Origin of the sequence: Tritonibacter scottomollicae, from assembly GCF_032924845.1 — a bacterium.
Taxonomy (GTDB): Bacteria; Pseudomonadota; Alphaproteobacteria; order Rhodobacterales; family Rhodobacteraceae; genus Epibacterium; species Epibacterium scottomollicae.
This window is the reverse complement of record NZ_CP136704.1, coordinates 3,110,728-3,130,067: the sequence shown is the minus strand read 5'-3', so window position 1 is coordinate 3,130,067 and position 19,340 is coordinate 3,110,728. Positions and strand designations below refer to the sequence as shown.

At 58.6% G+C, this 19,340-nt stretch carries 14 protein-coding genes, 1 tRNA gene and 2 pseudogenes; 10 read left to right on the top strand and 7 right to left on the bottom strand.

Annotated elements, in window-relative coordinates; translation table 11 throughout:
* Nucleotides 1-85 precede the first annotated feature (85 nt).
* The 3 genes from xylF to R1T40_RS15555 all read left to right on the top strand — a co-directional run bounded on the left by xylF (nt 86) and on the right by R1T40_RS15555 (nt 3,280).
* The gene (gene xylF / locus R1T40_RS15565) at nt 86-1,114 is read left to right on the top strand and encodes a D-xylose ABC transporter substrate-binding protein (protein WP_106162570.1); all 1,029 of its coding nucleotides are present in this window, start codon (nt 86-88) and stop codon (nt 1,112-1,114) included.
* An 85-nt stretch (nt 1,115-1,199) separates the two neighbouring features.
* A complete protein-coding gene (locus R1T40_RS15560) occupies nt 1,200-2,498 on the top strand; it encodes a sugar ABC transporter permease (protein ID WP_106162571.1) in 1,299 nt (432 codons plus the stop codon).
* Nucleotides 2,498-3,280 (top strand): ATP-binding cassette domain-containing protein, encoded by a 783-nt coding sequence (locus R1T40_RS15555; RefSeq protein WP_106162572.1) that lies wholly within the window; start codon nt 2,498-2,500, stop codon nt 3,278-3,280. Before R1T40_RS15560 ends, R1T40_RS15555 begins: the two co-directional genes overlap by 1 nt.
* Nucleotides 3,281-3,316: 36 nt before the next feature.
* Here the strand turns inward: R1T40_RS15555 and R1T40_RS15550 are convergent.
* Nucleotides 3,317-3,630: pseudogene (locus tag R1T40_RS15550) on the bottom strand (transposase); the annotation flags it as partial.
* A gap of 232 nt (nt 3,631-3,862) precedes the next feature.
* On the opposite strand from R1T40_RS15550, the pseudogene R1T40_RS15545 reads away from it, so the two are divergent.
* A pseudogene (locus R1T40_RS15545) lies at nt 3,863-4,131 on the top strand (integrase core domain-containing protein); the annotation flags it as partial.
* On the opposite strand, the gene R1T40_RS22355 reads toward R1T40_RS15545, so the two are convergent.
* Nucleotides 4,094-5,662, bottom strand: coding sequence for a helix-turn-helix domain-containing protein (locus R1T40_RS22355; protein ID WP_455569311.1), 1,569 nt, complete (start codon nt 5,660-5,662; stop codon nt 4,094-4,096). The pseudogene R1T40_RS15545 and the gene R1T40_RS22355 sit on opposite strands and share 38 nt — an antisense overlap.
* 151 nt (nt 5,663-5,813) lie before the next feature.
* Between R1T40_RS22355 and R1T40_RS15535 the strand changes: the two genes are divergently transcribed.
* Nucleotides 5,814-6,515: a hypothetical protein gene (locus tag R1T40_RS15535; protein ID WP_317384766.1), complete on the top strand. Its 702-nt coding sequence runs from the start codon at nt 5,814-5,816 to the stop codon at nt 6,513-6,515.
* 686 nt (nt 6,516-7,201) lie between these two features.
* Here the strand turns inward: R1T40_RS15535 and R1T40_RS15530 are convergent.
* Nucleotides 7,202-7,278 (bottom strand) — tRNA-Arg (locus tag R1T40_RS15530).
* 122 nt (nt 7,279-7,400) lie between these two features.
* On the opposite strand from R1T40_RS15530, the gene R1T40_RS15525 reads away from it, so the two are divergent.
* A complete protein-coding gene (locus tag R1T40_RS15525; RefSeq protein ID WP_106162727.1) occupies nt 7,401-8,426 on the top strand; it encodes a LacI family DNA-binding transcriptional regulator in 1,026 nt (341 codons plus the stop codon).
* Nucleotides 8,427-8,499: 73 nt separating this feature from the next.
* Here R1T40_RS15525 and R1T40_RS15520 read toward each other — a convergent pair whose 3' ends face one another.
* The 4 genes from R1T40_RS15520 to R1T40_RS15505 form a co-directional block, all read right to left on the bottom strand.
* Entirely contained in the window at nt 8,500-10,005 is a 1,506-nt protein-coding gene (locus R1T40_RS15520) for a TRAP transporter large permease (protein WP_106162592.1), read from the bottom strand.
* Nucleotides 10,002-10,583: a TRAP transporter small permease gene (locus R1T40_RS15515; protein ID WP_317384765.1), complete on the bottom strand. Its 582-nt coding sequence runs from the start codon at nt 10,581-10,583 to the stop codon at nt 10,002-10,004. The genes R1T40_RS15520 and R1T40_RS15515 overlap by 4 nt, the downstream gene beginning before the upstream one ends.
* Before the next feature lie 90 nt (nt 10,584-10,673).
* Nucleotides 10,674-11,720, bottom strand: a complete 1,047-nt coding sequence (locus R1T40_RS15510; RefSeq protein WP_106162594.1) for a TRAP transporter substrate-binding protein — start codon at nt 11,718-11,720, stop codon at nt 10,674-10,676.
* A gap of 212 nt (nt 11,721-11,932) precedes the next feature.
* Complete coding sequence (locus R1T40_RS15505) at nt 11,933-13,801, bottom strand: putative bifunctional diguanylate cyclase/phosphodiesterase (protein ID WP_317384764.1); 1,869 nt, start codon at nt 13,799-13,801, stop codon at nt 11,933-11,935.
* A gap of 574 nt (nt 13,802-14,375) precedes the next feature.
* On the opposite strand from R1T40_RS15505, the gene betC reads away from it, so the two are divergent.
* From betC to amaB, 4 genes are all read left to right on the top strand, one after another.
* Entirely contained in the window at nt 14,376-15,893 is a 1,518-nt protein-coding gene (gene betC, locus R1T40_RS15500) for a choline-sulfatase (RefSeq protein ID WP_317384763.1), read from the top strand.
* Nucleotides 15,894-16,023: 130 nt separating this feature from the next.
* Complete coding sequence (locus R1T40_RS15495) at nt 16,024-16,452, top strand: Lrp/AsnC family transcriptional regulator (protein WP_106162597.1); 429 nt, start codon at nt 16,024-16,026, stop codon at nt 16,450-16,452.
* Nucleotides 16,453-16,570: 118 nt separating this feature from the next.
* Nucleotides 16,571-17,692, top strand: a complete 1,122-nt coding sequence (locus tag R1T40_RS15490) for a saccharopine dehydrogenase family protein (protein ID WP_317384762.1) — start codon at nt 16,571-16,573, stop codon at nt 17,690-17,692.
* An 8-nt stretch (nt 17,693-17,700) separates the two neighbouring features.
* Nucleotides 17,701-19,209: an L-piperidine-6-carboxylate dehydrogenase gene (amaB, locus tag R1T40_RS15485; protein ID WP_317384761.1), complete on the top strand. Its 1,509-nt coding sequence runs from the start codon at nt 17,701-17,703 to the stop codon at nt 19,207-19,209.
* The last annotated feature ends 131 nt before the right edge of the window (nt 19,210-19,340 follow it).

Sequence of the window (19,340 nt, the reverse complement as noted above, 5' to 3'; positions counted from 1 at the left end):
ATTTGAAACTCAAAAAAAATATTGCTACACATGAATCACCGTGCAGGTCAGCAAACGAATGGGCCGCACGCCAAGGGAGGAAAATATGAAATTCTTGAACGGACTTTCCGTTATCGCACTGAGTGCATTTGCAGCATCCTCGGCCTTTGCCGCGGATCTGACCGTCGGCGTAAGCTGGTCGAACTTTCAGGAAGAACGCTGGAAAACCGACGAAGCAGCCATCGTGGGCGCATTGGACGAAGCCGGGGCTGAGTATATCTCTGCCGACGCGCAATCCTCCTCTGCCAAGCAGCTTTCTGACATCGAAAGCCTGATCGCACAGGGCGTGGATGCGCTGATCATCCTCGCGCAGGACGCGCAAGCCATCGGTCCGGCGGTTCAAGCCGCAGCGGATGAAGGCATTCCGGTGGTCGCCTATGACCGCCTGATCGAAGACAATCGCGCCTTCTACCTGACCTTTGACAATGTCGAAGTAGGTCGCATGCAGGCGCGTGCCGTGTTCGAAGCGATGCCCAAGGGCAACTACGTGATGATCAAAGGCTCTCCCACCGACCCCAACGCAGATTTCCTGCGTGGCGGTCAGCAGGAGGTCATCCAGGCCGCAGTCGACTCCGGTGACATCAATATCGTCGCGGAGGCCTACACTGATGGTTGGCTGCCCGCGAACGCGCAGCGCAACATGGAGCAGATCCTGACCGCCAATGACAACAACGTCGACGCGGTTGTGGCCTCCAATGACGGGACCGCTGGTGGTGTTGTCGCCGCGCTGACCGCGCAGGGCATGGAAGGCATCCCGGTCTCCGGCCAGGATGGCGACCACGCCGCACTGAACCGTGTCGCCAAGGGCACCCAGACTGTTTCCGTCTGGAAAGACGCCCGTGACCTCGGCGCGGCAGCGGGCGAGATCGCGGTGGCCATGGCAAGCGGCACCGCGATGGAAGAGATCGACGGCGCGACCTCCTGGACCTCTCCGGCGGGCACCACCATGACCGCGAAGTTCCTGGCGCCGATGCCGGTGACCCAGGACAATCTCTCCGCAGTCGTGGACGCGGGCTGGATCACCCAAGAAGCGCTCTGCCAAGGTGTCGAAAGCGGCCCTGCACCCTGTAACTGATCTTCGTATCACCACAACCGGGCGCTCCGGCATCTTCCGGAGCGCCTATCCCACCTCATAAAATCGCTGATTACTGGAGCCGGATATGACCGACACCACGTCTCAGCCAATCACCCCCCAAACCAAACGCAATATCTTCCAGCAGCTTGAGCTGGATGTGCGGCTATTGGGTATGATTGGTGCCTTCATCATTCTTTGCATCGGGTTCAACCTGGTGACCGATGGGCGCTTCCTGACGCCGCGCAACATCTTCAATCTGACGATCCAGACTGTTTCCGTGGCGATCATGGCTTCGGGCATGGTGTTCGTGATCGTCACCCGCCATATCGACCTGAGTGTCGGGGCCTTGCTGGCCACCTGCTCGGCGGTGATGGCAATGACCCAGACCGAATTTGTGCCGCATGTTCTGGGACTTGGCCTCAACCACCCGATCACATGGGTCGTCGCCGTTCTGGTTGGTCTGGTGACCGGCACACTGATCGGGGCGTTTCATGGCTGGATGGTCGGCTATCTGACAATCCCTGCCTTCATCGTTACGCTGGGCGGGTTCTTGGTCTGGCGCAACGTGGCCTGGTACCTGACCGACGGCCAGACCATCGGCCCGTTGGATTCCACCTTCATGATGTTCGGGGGCATAAATGGCACTCTCGGTGTCTCGCTCAGCTGGATCCTCGGCATCGTGGCGACCGTGCTTGCACTATTGACCCTCTGGAACAGCCGTCGCGCCAAGCTCGCGCATGAATTCCCGGTAAAACCTCTCTGGGCCGAGGCGGTTATGGCTGTCATCGTCTCCGGCGCGATCCTCGGGTTTGTCGGCATCCTCAACGCTTACGAAATCCCCAGCCGCCGTTTGGCGCGCCTGTTCGAAGCCCGCGGCGAGGTCATGCCCGAAGGTCTAACCATGGGCTACGGCCTGCCGATTTCGGTACTGATCCTGATCGCGGTCGCGGTGGTCATGACCATCGTTGCCCGCCGCACCCGGCTGGGCCGCTACATCTTTGCCACAGGCGGCAACCCCGACGCGGCAGAGCTGTCGGGCATCAACACCCGCCTGCTGACAGTGAAGATCTTTGCCATCATGGGCTTTCTCTGTGCGCTGTCGGCGGTCGTGGCCTCGGCCCGTCTCGCCAACCATTCCAACGACATCGGCACACTGGACGAGTTGCGGGTGATCGCGGCAGCCGTGATTGGCGGTACTGCGCTGTCGGGCGGCTTTGGCACCATCTACGGCGCCATCCTCGGCGCGCTGATCATGCAGAGCCTGCAGTCCGGCATGGCCATGGTCGGTGTCGACGCGCCGTTCCAGAATATCGTCGTCGGCTCCGTGCTGGTCGCAGCCGTCTTCATCGACATCGTCTATCGCAAACGCGTGGGGGCCAAGTAATGACCACTCCCAAGGAACTCCGCGCCCAAGGCGCAACTCCGATGGTGGAGATGAACAATATCTCCATCTCTTTCGGCGGCATCAAGGCGGTGGACGACGTCTCGGTCGATCTGCACCCCGGCGAGGTCGTTGGCCTGCTTGGCCACAACGGCGCCGGCAAGTCGACACTGATCAAGGTGCTATCAGGCGCCTACAAGATGGACAGCGGCGAGATCCGCATCAACGGCAACAAGGTGGAGATCACCAACCCCCGTGATGCCCGCAGCCACAATATCGAGACGATCTATCAGACGCTGGCGCTGGCGGATAATCTCGATGCGGCATCCAACCTGTTTCTGGGGCGCGAGATCGTCACCGCAACGGGTCTGGTGAACGATGCTGCGATGGAGGCTGAGTGCCGCAAGATCATGGGCCGCCTGAACCCGAACTTCCGCAAGTTCAACGAACCGGTCTCGGCGCTTTCGGGTGGGCAGCGGCAATCGGTGGCGATCGCCCGCGCTGTTTATTTTAACGCCAAGATCCTGATCATGGACGAGCCCACTGCGGCGCTAGGACCGCATGAAACGCAGATGGTGGCGGAGCTGATCCAGCAGCTGAAGGCACAAGGCATCGCGATCTTCCTGATCGATCATGATGTACACGCCGTGATGGAGCTGTGTGACCGGGCGTCGGTGATGAAGAACGGTCAACTGGTCGGCACCGTGGACATCGATGATGTGACCGATGACGATCTGTTGTCGATGATCATTCTTGGCAAAAAGCCCGGCCAAGATACGGCATAGCCCAGAAGGCAGTCCGGATCAAAATCTGGGCTGCCTGTCATAGGCGCCGTCCGCGGGAACCGATCCAACGCTCTGATCGAGTGGGATTTGATCGCGTAGCTCGGCAGCATCGGCGCGGCACCCACATTGCTGGTCGTGACGTCCACCGCTCGCACTACCAGCGATTCTTCGTCAATTCCTATGCGCATATTTCGCCAGATGCGGCGCTTGTCGGCCGTGTTTGCGGGCGGTGGCGCTCTCCATGTCATTTCTGGCTCAAACCAGATCGTCAGCGATCCGCGCCGCTTCAAAGCGTCATTGTAAGCCGGCCGGTTCGTGGTTTTGTACGTCGTAGGCGCCCAACTGCTCATGTGATCCAGCTATCATACTGGATTCATGCAGTGAATTACTCGAGAATCTGTTAGAGGCCGTCCCCAGTCGAACTCACACGATCCTGACTGACTGAGCCATTGGAACGCCATTGGTCCGAGAGACAATGGCGAGGGGCATCAAGTTCGCCGTACAGCCTCGCAAGCGGAACACAGCATACCCCCGGCAGATGCGCTTTGACATGATCTGCGACGTGAATGGGATCGAGTGGAACTGATAAAGGTGAACCATCCGTGGACCAATGGCCAAGTCGAGCGGATGAACGAACGATTAAGGAAGCGACAGTCAAACGTTCCCATTACGACAGCTATCATCAGCTGCGCACGCACCTCACCGATGTCATGGCCGCATACAACTTCGCATGCAGGCTAAAGACCCTGAACGGCCTCACACCCAACCAATACACCTGCAAAGTCGGGGCTCCAGAGCCAGATCGATTTATCATCAATCCGATCCACCAGATGCCGGGACTGAACAGCTAGGCGCCGCAGAGTGTCGTAAGACAGAAGGCGTTACGCCAAGGTGCTTCTTAAAGGCAGAGTAGAAGGATGATTTTGAATTGAACCCCACGTCATATGCGATTGCCAGAATGGTATCACTGCTGTCTCGCACCCGGTTGGCCGCTTCTTCAACGCGCCAGCGATTTACGTAGTCAAAAAACGTGCTTCCTATCGTTTCATTTAGGGTCTGGGAAAGATGATTGGACGTAACCCCAATGTGTTTTGAAAGGTCCCACAACGACAGATTTGGATTGCGGTACAAATGGTCATTTTCCATCGCCAAGTTGATCTTGCGGGCCAGGCGCTGCGCTTGTTCGTCAGACAAAGCAGAGCGTACATACTTTGGTGCGGCTTCTGCAGCCTTAACCTCCTTCGCTGCAGCTGATGCAGACAAGCAGGCAAGACCGGGTTTCTGACGCAGCCCCCAAAGTGCAAGGAGCCAGATTGTCCCAGCGCTGAATGTCAGATCAACAACAGGCGATTCCACCAACCTAGCAGGAAGAATATGTATGCCCGATAAGGCGGCCAGTGAATCGTCGATGTCAAAAATCAAAAACGCCATCAGGGCAACAATGATCCACCAGAGCCAGTGAAGTTCTCGCTCTTCGGTGCTGGCGAACAGATCTTTGAGCCGGGTGGTGTAAGATGTGAGCAGTCGAACGATCAAAAATAGGTAAATGAGAATCTGAGCGTAAAACATGATTGTCAGCGCCCAAACTCCGAAAATACCAACCGGCATCAAAGGATGATCTACTGTCTCACTGCGCTCGAAGGACTGATACACATCGTTTGGCAGCATCAGGAAGAGAAACATTAACACGAACGCGCAGAGCGCTGGCGCGGCGTGCCACCCCTTGTATTTGATATCAAGATGGCTGGCTTCAGTCGTCAAGCCGCGCACATACATCCAGAACAGCGGTACCTGCAGTAGGGCGAAGGGCATGCTAAGCGGCAAATAATATCTGGATACCTGCCTGATATCATAGACATTTGCGACCGCATCTAGAACCAATGTCAGGGATGAGATGCCTTGCGACAGGAAGAATAGCCCCAAGGGCCAGTACGCTTGCCGATACTCTTTCTGAGCAAATAAAAGGCTGGCGCAAAACAATGATAAGCCGACCATGAAGCTGCCAAAGCTAAGATGCAATAATTCTGCGCTTTTCATAATCGGCTCATTCAATTCAGCAATGATATGACTGATCGGTTGGCGCACAGCCCCCCTGCTCAGGCGCATCATAGAGTGTGTTGATAGGGACCACCATTGATAGCGGACATCGTGTCGGCAGATACGCGGCTTTACGAAGCCGGCGGCGCTGCCTAACAGACACTGGAGGTGGATCTGTCCTTTTGTGTTTCGTGGCCGGCAAGGTGACCGATCAAGATGATCTGGTGGGACCCACAAGCTTGGCTGGCAGACGCGCTCGCCCGCATTCCAAGCGACAAGATTAATCGTGTCGACGATCTGCTGCGATGGAAAACCGCTTAAAAGCGGCATCAGATCATTTTGCACATCCAAGTATCTGTCCTTGCGTACAGGCAAGGACGCGTGAATCTGTCCTTGCCTTTGGTACCGGACGATAGCCCAGCAGCTTGGCGGCTACATCTACTTCATCCTGACCGCCTGGTCTTTGACAGGCCCACCAAATATTGGAGTAGAGTGAATGAGCACAATTTCGGACAGTCACATCGATTTCCTAGAGCCTGCGCTGTTAGAGACACGTCGCAAGCTAAGATCTGTCGTAATTGAATTTCTGGCGCTGACGGGGCTGCTGGTGGGCGTCGTTCTTGCCGTGATGATTGATTTGAAACTCCTCAAGAATTCCGTGTCAGAAGCATCTCTCACTGAAGCGCTGCAAGCTGTGCTTGTGCTGGCTTCCGCGCTCATATTTATCTGGCGCGCGATGCGTGAGGTCGAGGCGCGGGGGTACCTGATCGGGCTTGCAACACTATTTACCTGCATGTTCATACGGGAAAACGATGCGTACCTTGATCAGGTTTACCATGGCTTTTGGGCGGTGCCGGTGGGCATTGCCGCGGTAGCTGGCGCCGTGTTGATAGGGCGGTATAAAGCCACCTTAGTCGAACCACTTACGAGTCAAATCGAAGAACGTCACTCGACTTTCATGTTTATGGGGCTCTTGATTGTTCTGGTGTTCAGCCGCTTGTTTGGCACAGGTGCTCTTTGGCAGGCGGCCATGGGGGCGGAGTACAACGCAACATTCAAAACCATCGTGCAGGAAGGCTTGGAACTGCTCGGCTACGCGCTGATCGTTTTTGGTTCTGTCCTGTCGTTGACGTATTGCAGATTTGAGCGGCGGCACCCTGAGGCAAACCCCACGAATGGGATCGCTGCTTCGATCTGACCACACTGTCAGACACCGCACGACAACCAAGTCAGCCCGGACAAAAAATCACCGTTCTGCGCTATGGGCAGCTTAGTGATTACCACGCGGCACAATGCGAACATCCTCTGTGGATTGCGCCCGCATAGCACGGATTAAACGTGGCTGAATGCCTTTGCGTCTTCTTGTGTCCGGCTCGGCTGTGAAGTTTTGACCGCTGGCCCTGATGGGATCCGCAGATCAGGTTGCTTACTGCTTTGCGAGCAAAAACACCGACTACATTTGACGGAGTATCCTGGTCGTTGCTGCTGAAGGATACTCCATCACGTCATTGGCTTTGCTAACGCGTTGTTTCTTGGGTGTTCAGGTGAGCGAAACTGAAGGTCCGCTCTCGGGCATCTTTCGGGTTTGTTGGCTCTTTCAACGGAGGCTTCGCTGCGCTTCGTATGAATGTCGCGATTGGGCTTGGAGCCGCCGATTGCACCCGCAGCGAAGGTTCGGCGCGCGTGCGGTAGCTATAGCTCACTTGAGACTTTCACCGCACAGGATCCGAAAGTCAGGTTCTTGCTTCGAGCTCATTCTACCTATTCGCCAACACAGACCTTAGCACCCTTGTGCAGCGGCACATAAGAACCCTTGATATGGAGGGGGTATGAAAACCGCCAAAACGTGCAAACTTATGGTGCAATGGCACAAACATAGGGAAATGGTGACCCCGGCAGGATTCGAACCTGCAACCTGCCCCTTAGGAGGGGGCTGCTCTATCCAGTTGAGCCACGGGGCCGTTGGGGAGGCGATAGCAAATAGCCATTACCACCACAAGCTTCATGCCGCGCGTGCAAGGGCCATTGTGTCCCTCTGCGGGACTGGCTAACCTCGATGCAACAAAGCAAAGAGGCCAAGCACGTGACCAACGACTCCAAGCGTCCGCTGACGCTGCGCGATGTTTCCGATGCCACCGGTGTGTCGGAAATGACCGTCAGCCGTGTACTTCGCAACCGCGGGGATGTGTCAGAGAAGACCCGTCAGAAAGTGTTGCTTGCCGCAAAGGAACTTGGCTACGTTCCCAACAAGATCGCCGGCGCTCTGGCCTCCAAGCGGGTGAACCTCGTGGCCGTGATCATTCCATCGCTGTCCAACATGGTCTTTCCGGAGGTCCTGACCGGTATCAACCGAGTGCTGGAGGATACCGAGTTACAGCCCGTGGTCGGTGTCACTGACTATCAGCCTGAGAAAGAAGAAAAAGTTCTCTACGAGATGCTGTCATGGCGGCCCTCCGGTGTGATCATCGCAGGTTTGGAGCATACAGATCCAGCGCGCGCGATGCTGGCGGCTGCTGGCATCCCCGTGGTCGAGATCATGGATACCGACGGGAACCCTGTGGATTCCATGGTCGGGATTTCCCATCGTCGTGCAGGGCGAGAGATGGCCAAGGCGATCCTCAAGGCGGGGTACCGCCATATCGGCTTCATGGGGACCAAAATGCCGCTGGACCATCGCGCCCGCAAACGGTTCGAAGGGTTCACCGAAGCGCTGGCGAAAGAGGGTATCGAGATCGAGGATCGCGAGTTTTACTCCGGCGGTTCAGCGCTTGCGAAGGGGCGTGAAATGACGCAGGCGATGCTTGAACGCTCGCCTGAACTCGATTTTCTTTATTATTCCAATGACATGATCGGCGCCGGCGGGCTGTTGTCCTTGATAGATCAGGGAATCGACGTGCCTGGCCAGATTGGGCTCGCAGGCTTCAACGGAGTCGAATTGCTCGCGGGTTTGCCGCGTCAGCTGGCTACGATGGATGCGTGCCGTCAGGAAATCGGCATGAAGGCCGCGCAGATCATCGCGGCGCAACTCGAAGATCCGGATGTGGAGCTTGAGAAGCATGTGACGCTGACGCCGACGATTTCATACGGCGATACACTGAAAAGACGCTGATTCAACTCGTTTGGATGACGAAAAACGCGCGACCCTGATGGGTCGCGCGTTTCTTTTTTGGATGTGTGCACCGTCAGTAGAGGAGCATCAGGGGCAAGAGTGTGATCACAGGGAACAACACCAAGATCACCACCCGGATCAGATCGGATCCGACGAAGAACATGACCGCCTTGTACGTGTCCACCATGCGCGATTTGGGATCCATCGCATTGATGACAAAGAGGTTCATTCCCACGGGCGGCGTGATGAGGCCAACCTCGACGACGATGAGCGTCAGAATGCCAAACCAGATGGCGACATATTCAGTCTCCAACCGGTTTGCGATGCCTTGCGTCACGCGAATGCCGAGTTCTTTCATTTGCTCGCGGGTCAGCTCTGCGCCATTGGCGATCGCGTCCTGAATCGAGACGAGCATTTCTGCACCCATGCCCTCCGGCACACCATTTCGAAGGACCTCCATCGCGGCCTCCGCCTGCATGGCAGGGAGCGATACGAGGCCGAAATCCATCGCCGAGATCACCGGATAGAAAATCGGGATTGTCAGCAGGATCATCGAAAGGCTGTCCATCAGGCAACCTAGGAACAGGTAGAACACAAGGATCAGTGCGAGGACCATCCATGGGCTGAGGCCTTGCGCCACCACGAAGTTCGCCAGTTCCTGTGGCACCTGCGTCAGAGCGAGGAAGCCGTTGTAGAAGGCGGCACCCAGCACAATGAAGAAGATCATCGCGGTGGAGCGTGCGGTGACCAGAAAGCTATCGGTCAGCGTGCTGCGAGTCAGGCCCCCGTTTGCCAATGCGATCAACCCGGTTCCCAACGCGCCCACGGCGGCACCTTCGGTCGGGGTGAACCAACCGGCGTAGATGCCACCCACCACAAGGCCAAAAACCAGAAGCACCGGCCAGACTGCGATCAGCAGCGCAAACCGTTCGCGCCACGGGATCGGTTCCCGGGTGCCCGCGCTTTCAGGGAAGAGGCGCACGTAGACGGAGATTGCGATGACATACCCGATTGCTGCCAGAAGGCCGGGAATGAAGGCCGCGAGGAACAGCTTGGCGATATTCTGTTCGGTCAGAATGGCGTAAATCACCAAAACCACAGAGGGCGGGATCAGGATGCCGAGGGTGCCGCCGGCCGCCAGCGTAGCGGTGGAAAACCCGCTGGCGTATCCATAGTTCTTCAGCTCGGGCAGGGCGACGCGTCCCATGGTGGCGGCGGTCGCCAGTGAGGAGCCGCAAATCGCGCCAAAGCCGGCACAGGCGCCGATGGCAGCCATGGCCACGCCGCCTTTGCGGTGGCCGATAAAGCCTTCGGCGGCCTTGAACAGAGCCGTGGACATGCCGCCCAAGGTTGCGAATTGCCCCATCAGGAAGAACATCGGAATGATCGACAGCGAATAGGAGGAGAAGGTCGAGTAGGTCTCGTTCTTCAGGCGACCAAAAGCCACCAGGGTGTCGCCAGTGACGGCAACCAAACCGCCCAGTCCGACCAGGAACATTGCCAGACCGATCGGAACACGCAGGAAGATCAACCCCATCAGAACGGGGAAAGACCAGATACCGATTTCGAGTGCGCTCATGATTGTGTCTCCACGCCGTCCTGGACGAGGATCCGGCCAGTAAGGGCTTCGATGCTGCGAACAGCGGCCATGTATATTCCGACGATTGCGGCCACTACAGCGGCCACAAGGCTCGTGCCATAGGCCCACCAGGTGGGGAACTCCAACAGGAACGACGTCTCGCCATTTTCGAATTTGCTGACCGTGCCTGCACCCAGTCGCCAAGCAATCAGAACCAGCACAAGGGCGAAGATTATCTCGGTCACCATGCGCAGTATCCGGTTTGCCTTGGGCGGAAAGCTATTGGCAAAGACATCAACCGCTGCATGACCTGCAGTAATCTGGCACAGCGGAATGAACGAGAAGATCGCGAAAGCAACGCCCGCTTCGACCAGTTCGAAATCCCCGTTCACGGGGCCGACATGCGCCGTCATCCAGTCCGCGAATTGGGGCATCATGGCTTCGATCCCGTCGCTGTGAAACACGCCATTCAGCAGGCGCCCGGCGATCGAGATACAGGTCAGAAGAATGAGAAGTGTCAGGACCGCGCCGCCGATCATCGCCATGATCCGCGCCAGCCCCATCATGTAGTTATGCATGCCTTTGCCCACCTTTGGCTTTATACAGCACCATTGCATGCGACGGGGCCCGCTGCACAGGCAGGCGGACCCCGTCAATGGATGTCTCGATTAGTTCTCGTACTGCGGCGTGTATTTTTCGATCAGCATGGTTGCCTCATCCAGAAGCGCCTGACCGTCGATTCCGCGCTCGGTCATGTCAGCCAGCCAGTTGTCGTAGATGGGCTGGGACCGCTCGCGCCATACGGCGGTCTGTTCTGCGTCCAGAGTGATGACGTTGTTGCCAAGATCCAGCGCATTCTCACGGGCGGGCATGTCGGAATCCGCCATGGTGCCGCCAGCAAAAACAGACATTTCAAGGCCGGAGTTGTCATCGATGACTTTCTGCAGGTCATCCGGCAGGCTGTCATACTTCTCTTTGTTCATCGCCAGAACAAAGGTCAGGGTATAAAGCGCGCGCCCTTCGAACTCGGTGTGGTTTTCGACCAGCTCCGGAACCTTCAATGAGGTGGTGACTTCCCACGGAATCGTTGTCCCGTCGATCACACCCTTCGACAGGGCTTCGGGGATGGCTGGCACGGGCATGCCAACGGGGGTCGCACCCATTTCCGTCAGGAGTGCGTTCACGGAGCGCGAGCCGCCGCGAATTTTCACGCCTTCGAGATCTTCCGGCGTCTCAACCGGGTCAGATGTGTGGAACATGCCTGGGCCGTGAACCCACCCCGCCAGGATTTTGAAATCCTTGAACTCGCTGTCCAGCCAATGGGATTCCATCATATCCCAATACGCGTGGCTGACGGCGCGCGCGTTGGTCATCATGAAGGGCAATTCAAAGACTTCGGTCGACGGAAAACGGCCCGGCGTGTAGCCGACGACGGTCCAGACGATATCGGCAACACCGTCCTGCGCTTGGTCGATCAGCTCTGGCGGTTTGCCACCCAGCTGCATCGACGGGTAACGGTCAATCTTGATCCGATCACCAGACGCCTCTTCGACCTTGTCGGCCCAGACATCCAGGATCAGCTTTGGTACGTTCGCCTGCGCGGGCAGGAACTGGTGCATCTTTAGTGTCACCTCCTGTGCGGCAACGGGCAATGCGCCCATGGCGGACATTGCCAGTGCGGTGGCGGCACCGAGAATTGCTCTGCGAGTGGTCATGCGTTTCCTCCCTTTGACCGGGACCATTTACGGCTCCTCAACGGCAACCTTACCGCATGAGATCTCGATGTCGTGCCCGTTTTTTGAGCACGCATGAAGCTGAGCCATCCAAATGCCCTTGATGCAGGGCTATTAGGTGCTTTTGTAACTATCAACGGAAGAGGTGGGGTGTTTTTGCGCGAATTTCACTTTGGTGGCGGTCACATGCGCCGTCAGGTAGAGGTGCCGATGAAGGCGTGTGGGCGATTGCATTTCAGCCAGCCGTTGGAAAAGTCATGCGCTTTGATCGGGCGACTGAACAGGAACCCTTGGGCTTCGGTGCACCCGAGCGAGATCAACCTGTCCCGCTGTTCACGCGTTTCAACACCTTCTGCGATCACGTTGATTCCGAGACTGCGGCCCATGGCAATGATCGCTGCGACGATACGATCATCTTTGCTATCGTGGGGCAGGGATTTTATAAAGCGGCGGTCGAGCTTGATGCGATCAATCGGCAGGTCCTTCAGCATCGCAAGAGAAGAGTACCCGGTCCCGAAATCGTCAATGGCAAGGGTCACCTCCAGGCTTCGCAGCTCCTCTATTGTATTCATGGAACTGCGCATACGCGGGAAAAGCGTGCTTTCCAGGACTTCGATTTCCAGTTGGCTCAAATCCAGACCGTGGGCATCTGCCGTGGCCTTCAGGTCGCTGGCAAAGTCCGGAATCAGCAGCGTGGTTGCAGATATGTTGATCGAAATCTTGCCCGGCGCAAAACCATCATCCTTCCACTGCCCGATCTGAGCGCAGACTTCCTGTATGACAAAATTGTCAATCGCTGTGGTCAGACCCACGTCGACGGCGAGGGGAACAAAACCGCCGGGTAGCAACAACCCCTTCTTTGGGTGCTGCCATCTCAACAAGGCTTCGGCACCGATACAGCTCCCGGTGCGCAGGTCAACTTGGGGTTGGTAAAACATCAGCAATTCGCTGTCCGAAATTGCGCGCCGCAGATCGATTTCCATCTGCAGGCTGTCGCTGGAACGTTGCTCCATGTGTTCGGAATAGAAGCAAATCTGACCGCGGCCCTTCGCTTTGGCGTGGCAAAGCGACACGCCAGCCACCTGCATCAGGCCTCGCTGCCCTTCGCCATCCTTGGGGTATTGAGCGATGCCCATGCTGGCGCTTAATCTGCACGTCAGGCCGTCAACGGCAACTTCATCCCCCAGTGTGGTGCTGATATCGTGCGCGATGTTGAGGACGGCCTCAGCGTTGGCGATGTGCTCGACCAGCAGAATGAATTCATCCCCCCCGATACGACCCGCCGTGATGTTCGAGGATTCAACGGTGCGTAATGCATTCGCAAGTCGCTCCAGAACGCGATCGCCGATGTCGTCGCCGAAAATGGAGTTGATATCTCGAAACCGGTCCAGATCGATGGTGATCAACGCCAGTTCAGTATGCGCGGCCTTCGCACGGATAATTGCAAGTTCCACTTGTGCCTTCATCGCCCGCCGAGTTGGAAGACCGGTGAGCGCATCGCGCATTTTTGTCTCGACTGAAGACGCTGGTTTTGGCGTTGGCTTGAAGGGCCGGCGCGACCGGAACTCAAAGGTTATATCGGCGCCGCCGCTCTCGTTATGAGCGCGCACCGACATGTTCTCTGTTTCTGGCAGATGACCGTGATCGAGTGTTCGTGCCTCGCCGTTCCAAGACCCGCTGCGTCGTGCCTCATCCAACGCGCTGTCCCAGAATAGTCTGCCAAATCCTTTGGCGTGAAGCGCCCAGATGGGTCGTCCCCGGATCTTGGCCAGTGGCAATCCGGTTTCGGACTGAAATTGTGGGTTGGCGTCAATGACACGCGCCTCCGCATCCAGAATGGCAACGCTATCTGTGCCGGGGCGGAAAACGGCGATGGGGGAGGTTGCAGCAAGAGGCGGCGATCTCTGTTCCGGCACGCGCCGGAGACGTCGAAGAGTCTCTGCGAGGAGCAGTGCAAGAATTATGGCGGCACATACTAGATAGAGCACGCCCACAGCCGGTGATTGCTGTGCGTAAAACGCTTCCGTGATTGTGGTTCCAGATGGGGCGGTATGTGCGCCCATGGCGTCGGGGCCGCTTAACCCCGTTTTCTGGTGACTGGCCTCGCCACTCTCGGCGCGGGCGGTGTCCGTCGCCGCAAACACAAGGAGAAACACGAGAAGCGGTTGAGCGCAGACCGTGCCAATCCGTCGAGAGACTTTTTTCCACGCCGTCCGTCGCCGCATTCTGCCGCAGAGCATTGATAGCCTCCCGATCTTTTAGAACCGTAGCATCCAAGCTTCACCTGTCAACTGGAGGTTGTTGATAAAAATACCGTTAAATACCCAACGCGGGCGCAATCGCTCTGACCGTGCAGCTTGGGTCTATTCCGCACCCATGGCGGAGCCCTCACGTGGGCGCAGATTCCTCACTCGTTCGGCAGCCAGTCGAATGCGCCAAACACGCAAGTGGAAAATGATTTGATTGACTGATCAGTCAATAACTAGATAGGGTGCACCATGAACCAAGAAGCCGCTGAAGCAACCACACGACAGGATCTCGGATCCGGTTGACTCGGCTTGGCGGCAGGCAGCAATCATTGCTCTCAACTCTCTCAGAGCGGCCTGCACCCCATTGAGCCACCAGAAAGACGCCCAGATGACATCTCCCAACATCCTGATTTTCATGGTCGACCAGTTGAACGGAACACTGTTTCCGGATGGCCCGGCGGACTGGCTGCACGCGCCGAACATGAAGGCACTGGCACAACGCTCCACCCGGTTCAAAAACTGCTACACCGCCAGCCCCCTCTGCGCACCGGGGCGGGCCAGCTTCATGTCCGGACAGCTGCCCTCCGCCACCGGCGTCTATGACAATGCCGCCGAATTCGCCTCCTCCATCCCGACATACGCCCACCACCTGCGCCGTGCGGGCTATTACACCTGCCTCTCCGGCAAGATGCACTTTGTTGGCCCCGACCAGCTGCACGGCTTTGAGGACCGGCTGACGACCGACATCTACCCGCCCGATTTCGGCTGGACGCCCGACTATCGCAAACCGGGCGAGCGTATCGACTGGTGGTATCACAACATGGGCTCGGTTACCGGCGCCGGGGTGGCCGAGATCTCCAACCAGATGGAATTCGACGACGAGGTCGCCTTTCACGCCACCCAGAAGATCTATGATCTGGCACGAGGCAAGGACGACCGGCCTTGGTGCCTCACCGTCAGTTTCACCCACCCGCACGACCCGTACGTGACCCGCAAGAAATACTGGGATCTCTATGAGGACTGCGACCACCTGCTGCCGGAAGTAGGCGACCTCGGCTATGACAATCAGGACGCCCATTCCAAACGGATCTTCGACGCCAATGACTGGCGCAACTTCGACATTTCCGAAGAGGACGTGCGCCGCTCCCGCCGGGCCTATTTCGGCAATATCTCCTATCTCGACGACAAGATCGGTGAGGTGATGGAGGCCCTGCGCGGCACCCGTCAAGATCAGGACACCATCATCCTGTTTGTCGCCGACCACGGCGACATGCTGGGCGAGCGCGGGCTGTGGTTCAAGATGAGCTTTTACGAGGGCTCGTCGCGGGTGCCGATGATGATCAGTGCCCCCAACATGACCCAGGGACTGGTCACCGATCCGGTCTCCAACATCGATGTCTGTCCGACGCTCTGCGATCTGGCCGGGGTCAGCATGGACGAGGTCATGCCCTGGACCGCGGGCGAAAGCGTGGTGCCGCTGGGCCAGGGCGCAGAGCGGCAGAGCCCGGTGGCGATGGAATATGCCGCCGAGGCCTCCTATGCGCCGATGGTCTCGCTGCGGCAAGGGCGCTACAAGCTCAACCTCTGCGCGCTGGACCCCGATCAGCTCTACGATCTCGAGGTCGACCCGCACGAGCTGACCAACCTGGCCGAGGATCCCGCTCATGCCGACGGCTACGCCGCGCTGAAGGCGATTGCCGCTGACCGCTGGGATCTGGACCGCTTTGACGCCGATGTGCGCGCCAGCCAGGCCCGCCGCTGGGTGGTCTATGAGGCCTTGCGTGAGGGCGGCTATTTCCCCTGGGACTACCAGCCGCTGCAAAAGGCCTCAGAACGCTATATGCGCAACCACATGGACCTCAACGTCGTCGAGGATCAGGCGCGGGCGCCGAAGCTGGACACCTGAGCCCGGGGTCACGCGCCTGCTCGCGATTGGGCGTCGGGCGCGTGCTGTGGTATCAGCTTGCGTGCACAAAGCGCTTGCGTCCCGGGCGCAGGGTTTGCAGAAGTTTTCAGCAGACCACATCGGAGGCACCATGGACGATCTGGATCGCCGGATCATCGCGGCACTACAGCACAACGCACGCGAATCCACGACCAAGCTGGCGGCAAAGCTCGGCGTGGCGCGGACCACCGTGCATGAGCGGATCACCCGGCTGGAGGACCGTGGCATCATCGCGGGCTACACCGTGGTGCTGCGCGATCCCGATGAGGGAAATACTGTCATGGTGGTCGTGTTGCTTGAGGTACAGCAGAAGGAAACTGGTCGCATCACCAAGCGGCTGGAGGCCTACCCCGAGATCCGCCAGTGCCTGTCTATCAATGGGGAATACGATCTGATGGTCTCGGCCGAAGCGCCGCGGATTGAGGATCTGGATATTCTGGTCGATGAAGTGGGCCGCATTCCGGGCGTGCAGCGCACCAATACGCTGGTGGTCTTCGGCCGCCGGATTGATCGCGTTTGAACGATATGACGATTGATCCGTCATAACGGCGCGAATTTACGTCAGTCCGACAATCCAATCCCTACAAAACAAACAATGGAACCTGCACCCTGTTTGAAAACAAGGAGGTGCAGGTCACATGCAATGGAACATCTGTGTCGTGGGCGCGGGCAAGATCGGTCAGGCGATCGCCACGTTCCTGAAGACATCCCCCAATTATCAGGTCACCCTCGCGGATCATGATCTGAACGCGCTGAGCGCGGTTGCGGATCTGGGCGTGCCGACCCGGCAGATCGACGCCAAGGATCCAGTGGATCTGGCAAAGGGGCTTCAGGGCTTTGACGCGGTGATTTCTGCCGCGCCGTTCTTTTTGACGCCCATGATTGCCCAGGCCGCCAAAACGGCTGGCGCGCACTACTTCGACCTTACCGAAGATGTGGCCGCCACCGATGCCGTGCGCAGACTGGCGCAGGACAGCAAGACGGTGTTCATGCCCCAAAGCGGCCTTGCGCCCGGTTTCGTGGGCATCGCGGGCGCGTCGCTGGCGGCGGAGTTTGACGAGCTGGACAGCCTGCACATGCGGGTTGGCGCGCTGCCGAAGTTTCCGACCAACGCGTTGAAATATAACCTCACCTGGTCAACCGACGGGCTGATCAACGAGTACTGCAACCCCTGCGATGCCATCGTGAATGGCGCGCGCACCAAGACCGCGCCACTCGAAGATTACGAGCGTCTGAGCCTGGATGGGGTGGAGTATGAATGCTTCAACACCTCGGGCGGGCTTGGCACCCTGCCAGAGACGCTGGAGGGCAAGGCGCGGGCGGTCTCTTATCGGTCGATCCGCTATCCCGGCCACTGCGACATCCTGAAAATGCTGCTGCATGATCTGGGGCTGGAACGCCGCCGCGACCTGATGAAAGAGATTTTCGAGAGCGCCCTGCCGCGCACCGATCAGGACGTGGTGCTGGTCTATTGCACCGCGCGGGGCCGCATCAATGGGGAGCTGCGTGAAAAGAGCCTGATCAACAAGAGCTATTCCCGCCAGATCGGCGGCAAGACATGGAGCGCGATCCAAGTGACCACCACCGCAGGCGTTCTGGGGGTTGTGGATCTGGTGCGGCGCGGCGAGCTGCCTTCCAGCGGCTTTGTGCGTCAGGAGCAGGTGAACCTTCAGGCGTTCCTTGAGACCGAATTCGGCCAGCTCTACCGGGCGGGCGACATTGACCACATGACAGACACAACAAAATTGGCAGCTGAGTGATGAAAGACATGACACAAACAGCAGACGATATCCTGAAGAACCTCGACCTGACGGCAGCAGAATTGAGCGGTGGCAGCCGCGCGGTGCGCTCGCCCATTGATGGCAGCACGCTGGCCGAGGTCCACGACACCGCCGCAAGCGAGATGCCCGCGATTCTGGAACGCGCGCAGTCCGCGTTCAAGGCATGGCGCGTGGTGCCGGCCCCGCGGCGCGGTGAGCTGATCCGCCTGCTCGGCGAAGAGCTGCGCGCGGCCAAGGATGACCTTGGCGCGCTGGTCAGCTGGGAAGCGGGCAAGATCACCTCGGAGGGCCTTGGCGAAGTGCAGGAGATGATCGACATCTGTGACTTTGCAGTTGGTCTGTCGCGCCAGCTTTATGGTCTGACGATCGCCTCGGAACGTCCTGGCCACAGCATGCGCGAGACATGGCATCCCTCGGGGCCGGTGGGCGTGATCTCGGCGTTCAACTTCCCGGTTGCGGTCTGGTCGTGGAATGCGGCGCTGGCGATTGTCTGCGGCGATCCGGTGATCTGGAAACCGTCGGAGAAAACACCGCTGACGGCGCTGGCCTGCACCAAGATCTTTGAACGCGCGGTAAACCGCTTTGACGACGACGCGCCCGAGGGCCTGCTGCAGACCCTGATTGGCGATGCGGAACTGGGCAAGGTGCTGGTCGCCAGCCCATCCGTGCCGGTGATTTCCGCCACGGGCTCGACCCGCATGGGCCGCGCGGTGGCGCCTGTGGTGGCAGAGCGGTTCGGCAAATGCATTCTCGAACTTGGCGGCAACAACGCGATGATCGTGGCCCCCTCGGCGGATCTGGAAATGGCGGTGCGGGCGATCGTGTTCTCTGCCGTGGGCACCGCCGGTCAGCGCTGCACCTCGCTGCGCCGTCTGATCGTGCATAACTCCATCCGCGAGGATCTAGTGAAACGCCTGAAGGCCGCCTACGCGGGTCTGCCGGTTGGTGACCCGCAAGCCGAGGGCACTCTGGTTGGACCGCTGGTCGACGAGGCCGCAGGGGATGCGATGACCTCGGCGCTGAAGGCGGCCGAGAGTGAGGGCGGCACCGTGCATGGTGGCGCGCGTGTCACTGAGGGCGTGCCGGCCGGTGGTGTCTATATGGCGCCCGCCATCGTCGAGATGCCCGGTCAGAGTGCGTCGGTCAAAGAAGAGACCTTTGCGCCGATCCTGTATGTCATGGGCTATGACGATTTTGAGGACGCGGTGGAGATGCAGAACGACGTGCCGCAGGGGCTGAGTTCTTGTGTGTTCACGCTCAATATGCGCGAGGCGGAGAGTTTCCTCACCGCAGCCGGGTCCGATTGCGGCATTGCCAACGTCAACATCGGGCCTTCGGGCGCGGAAATCGGAGGTGCCTTTGGCGGCGAGAAGGAAACCGGCGGCGGGCGCGAGAGCGGCTCTGACGCGTGGAAATCCTACATGCGCCGCCAGACCAACACCGTGAACTATTCCGCAGAGCTGCCGCTGGCGCAGGGTGTGAAGTTCGACATCTAAGGTCGGGCCGGTCCTGATTTGGCTGTCGCGCAATCGGCAGCCGCGCGCCCGCCAGAGTGCGGCGGGACACGCTGTGTGATGGTAACGAGTGTCTGAGGGTTTCCCTCCCTGCCGACTGCGGCGGGGAGGTT

What these genes read in the sequence shown, in the direction of transcription:
- xylF (WP_106162570.1), top strand. Translation starts at nt 86, where the DNA reads ATGAAATTCTTGAACGGACTTTCCGTTATCGCACTGAGTGCATTTGCA.
- R1T40_RS15560 (WP_106162571.1), top strand. Translation starts at nt 1,200, where the DNA reads ATGACCGACACCACGTCTCAGCCAATCACCCCCCAAACCAAACGCAAT.
- R1T40_RS15555 (WP_106162572.1), top strand. Translation starts at nt 2,498, where the DNA reads ATGACCACTCCCAAGGAACTCCGCGCCCAAGGCGCAACTCCGATGGTG.
- R1T40_RS15535 (WP_317384766.1), top strand. Translation starts at nt 5,814, where the DNA reads ATGAGCACAATTTCGGACAGTCACATCGATTTCCTAGAGCCTGCGCTG.
- R1T40_RS15520 (WP_106162592.1), bottom strand. Translation starts at nt 10,005, where the DNA reads ATGAGCGCACTCGAAATCGGTATCTGGTCTTTCCCCGTTCTGATGGGG.
- R1T40_RS15515 (WP_317384765.1), bottom strand. Translation starts at nt 10,583, where the DNA reads ATGCATAACTACATGATGGGGCTGGCGCGGATCATGGCGATGATCGGC.
- R1T40_RS15510 (WP_106162594.1), bottom strand. Translation starts at nt 11,720, where the DNA reads ATGACCACTCGCAGAGCAATTCTCGGTGCCGCCACCGCACTGGCAATG.
- R1T40_RS15505 (WP_317384764.1), bottom strand. Translation starts at nt 13,801, where the DNA reads ATGGGCGCACATACCGCCCCATCTGGAACCACAATCACGGAAGCGTTT.
- betC (WP_317384763.1), top strand. Translation starts at nt 14,376, where the DNA reads ATGACATCTCCCAACATCCTGATTTTCATGGTCGACCAGTTGAACGGA.
- R1T40_RS15495 (WP_106162597.1), top strand. Translation starts at nt 16,024, where the DNA reads ATGGACGATCTGGATCGCCGGATCATCGCGGCACTACAGCACAACGCA.
- R1T40_RS15490 (WP_317384762.1), top strand. Translation starts at nt 16,571, where the DNA reads ATGCAATGGAACATCTGTGTCGTGGGCGCGGGCAAGATCGGTCAGGCG.
- amaB (WP_317384761.1), top strand. Translation starts at nt 17,701, where the DNA reads ATGACACAAACAGCAGACGATATCCTGAAGAACCTCGACCTGACGGCA.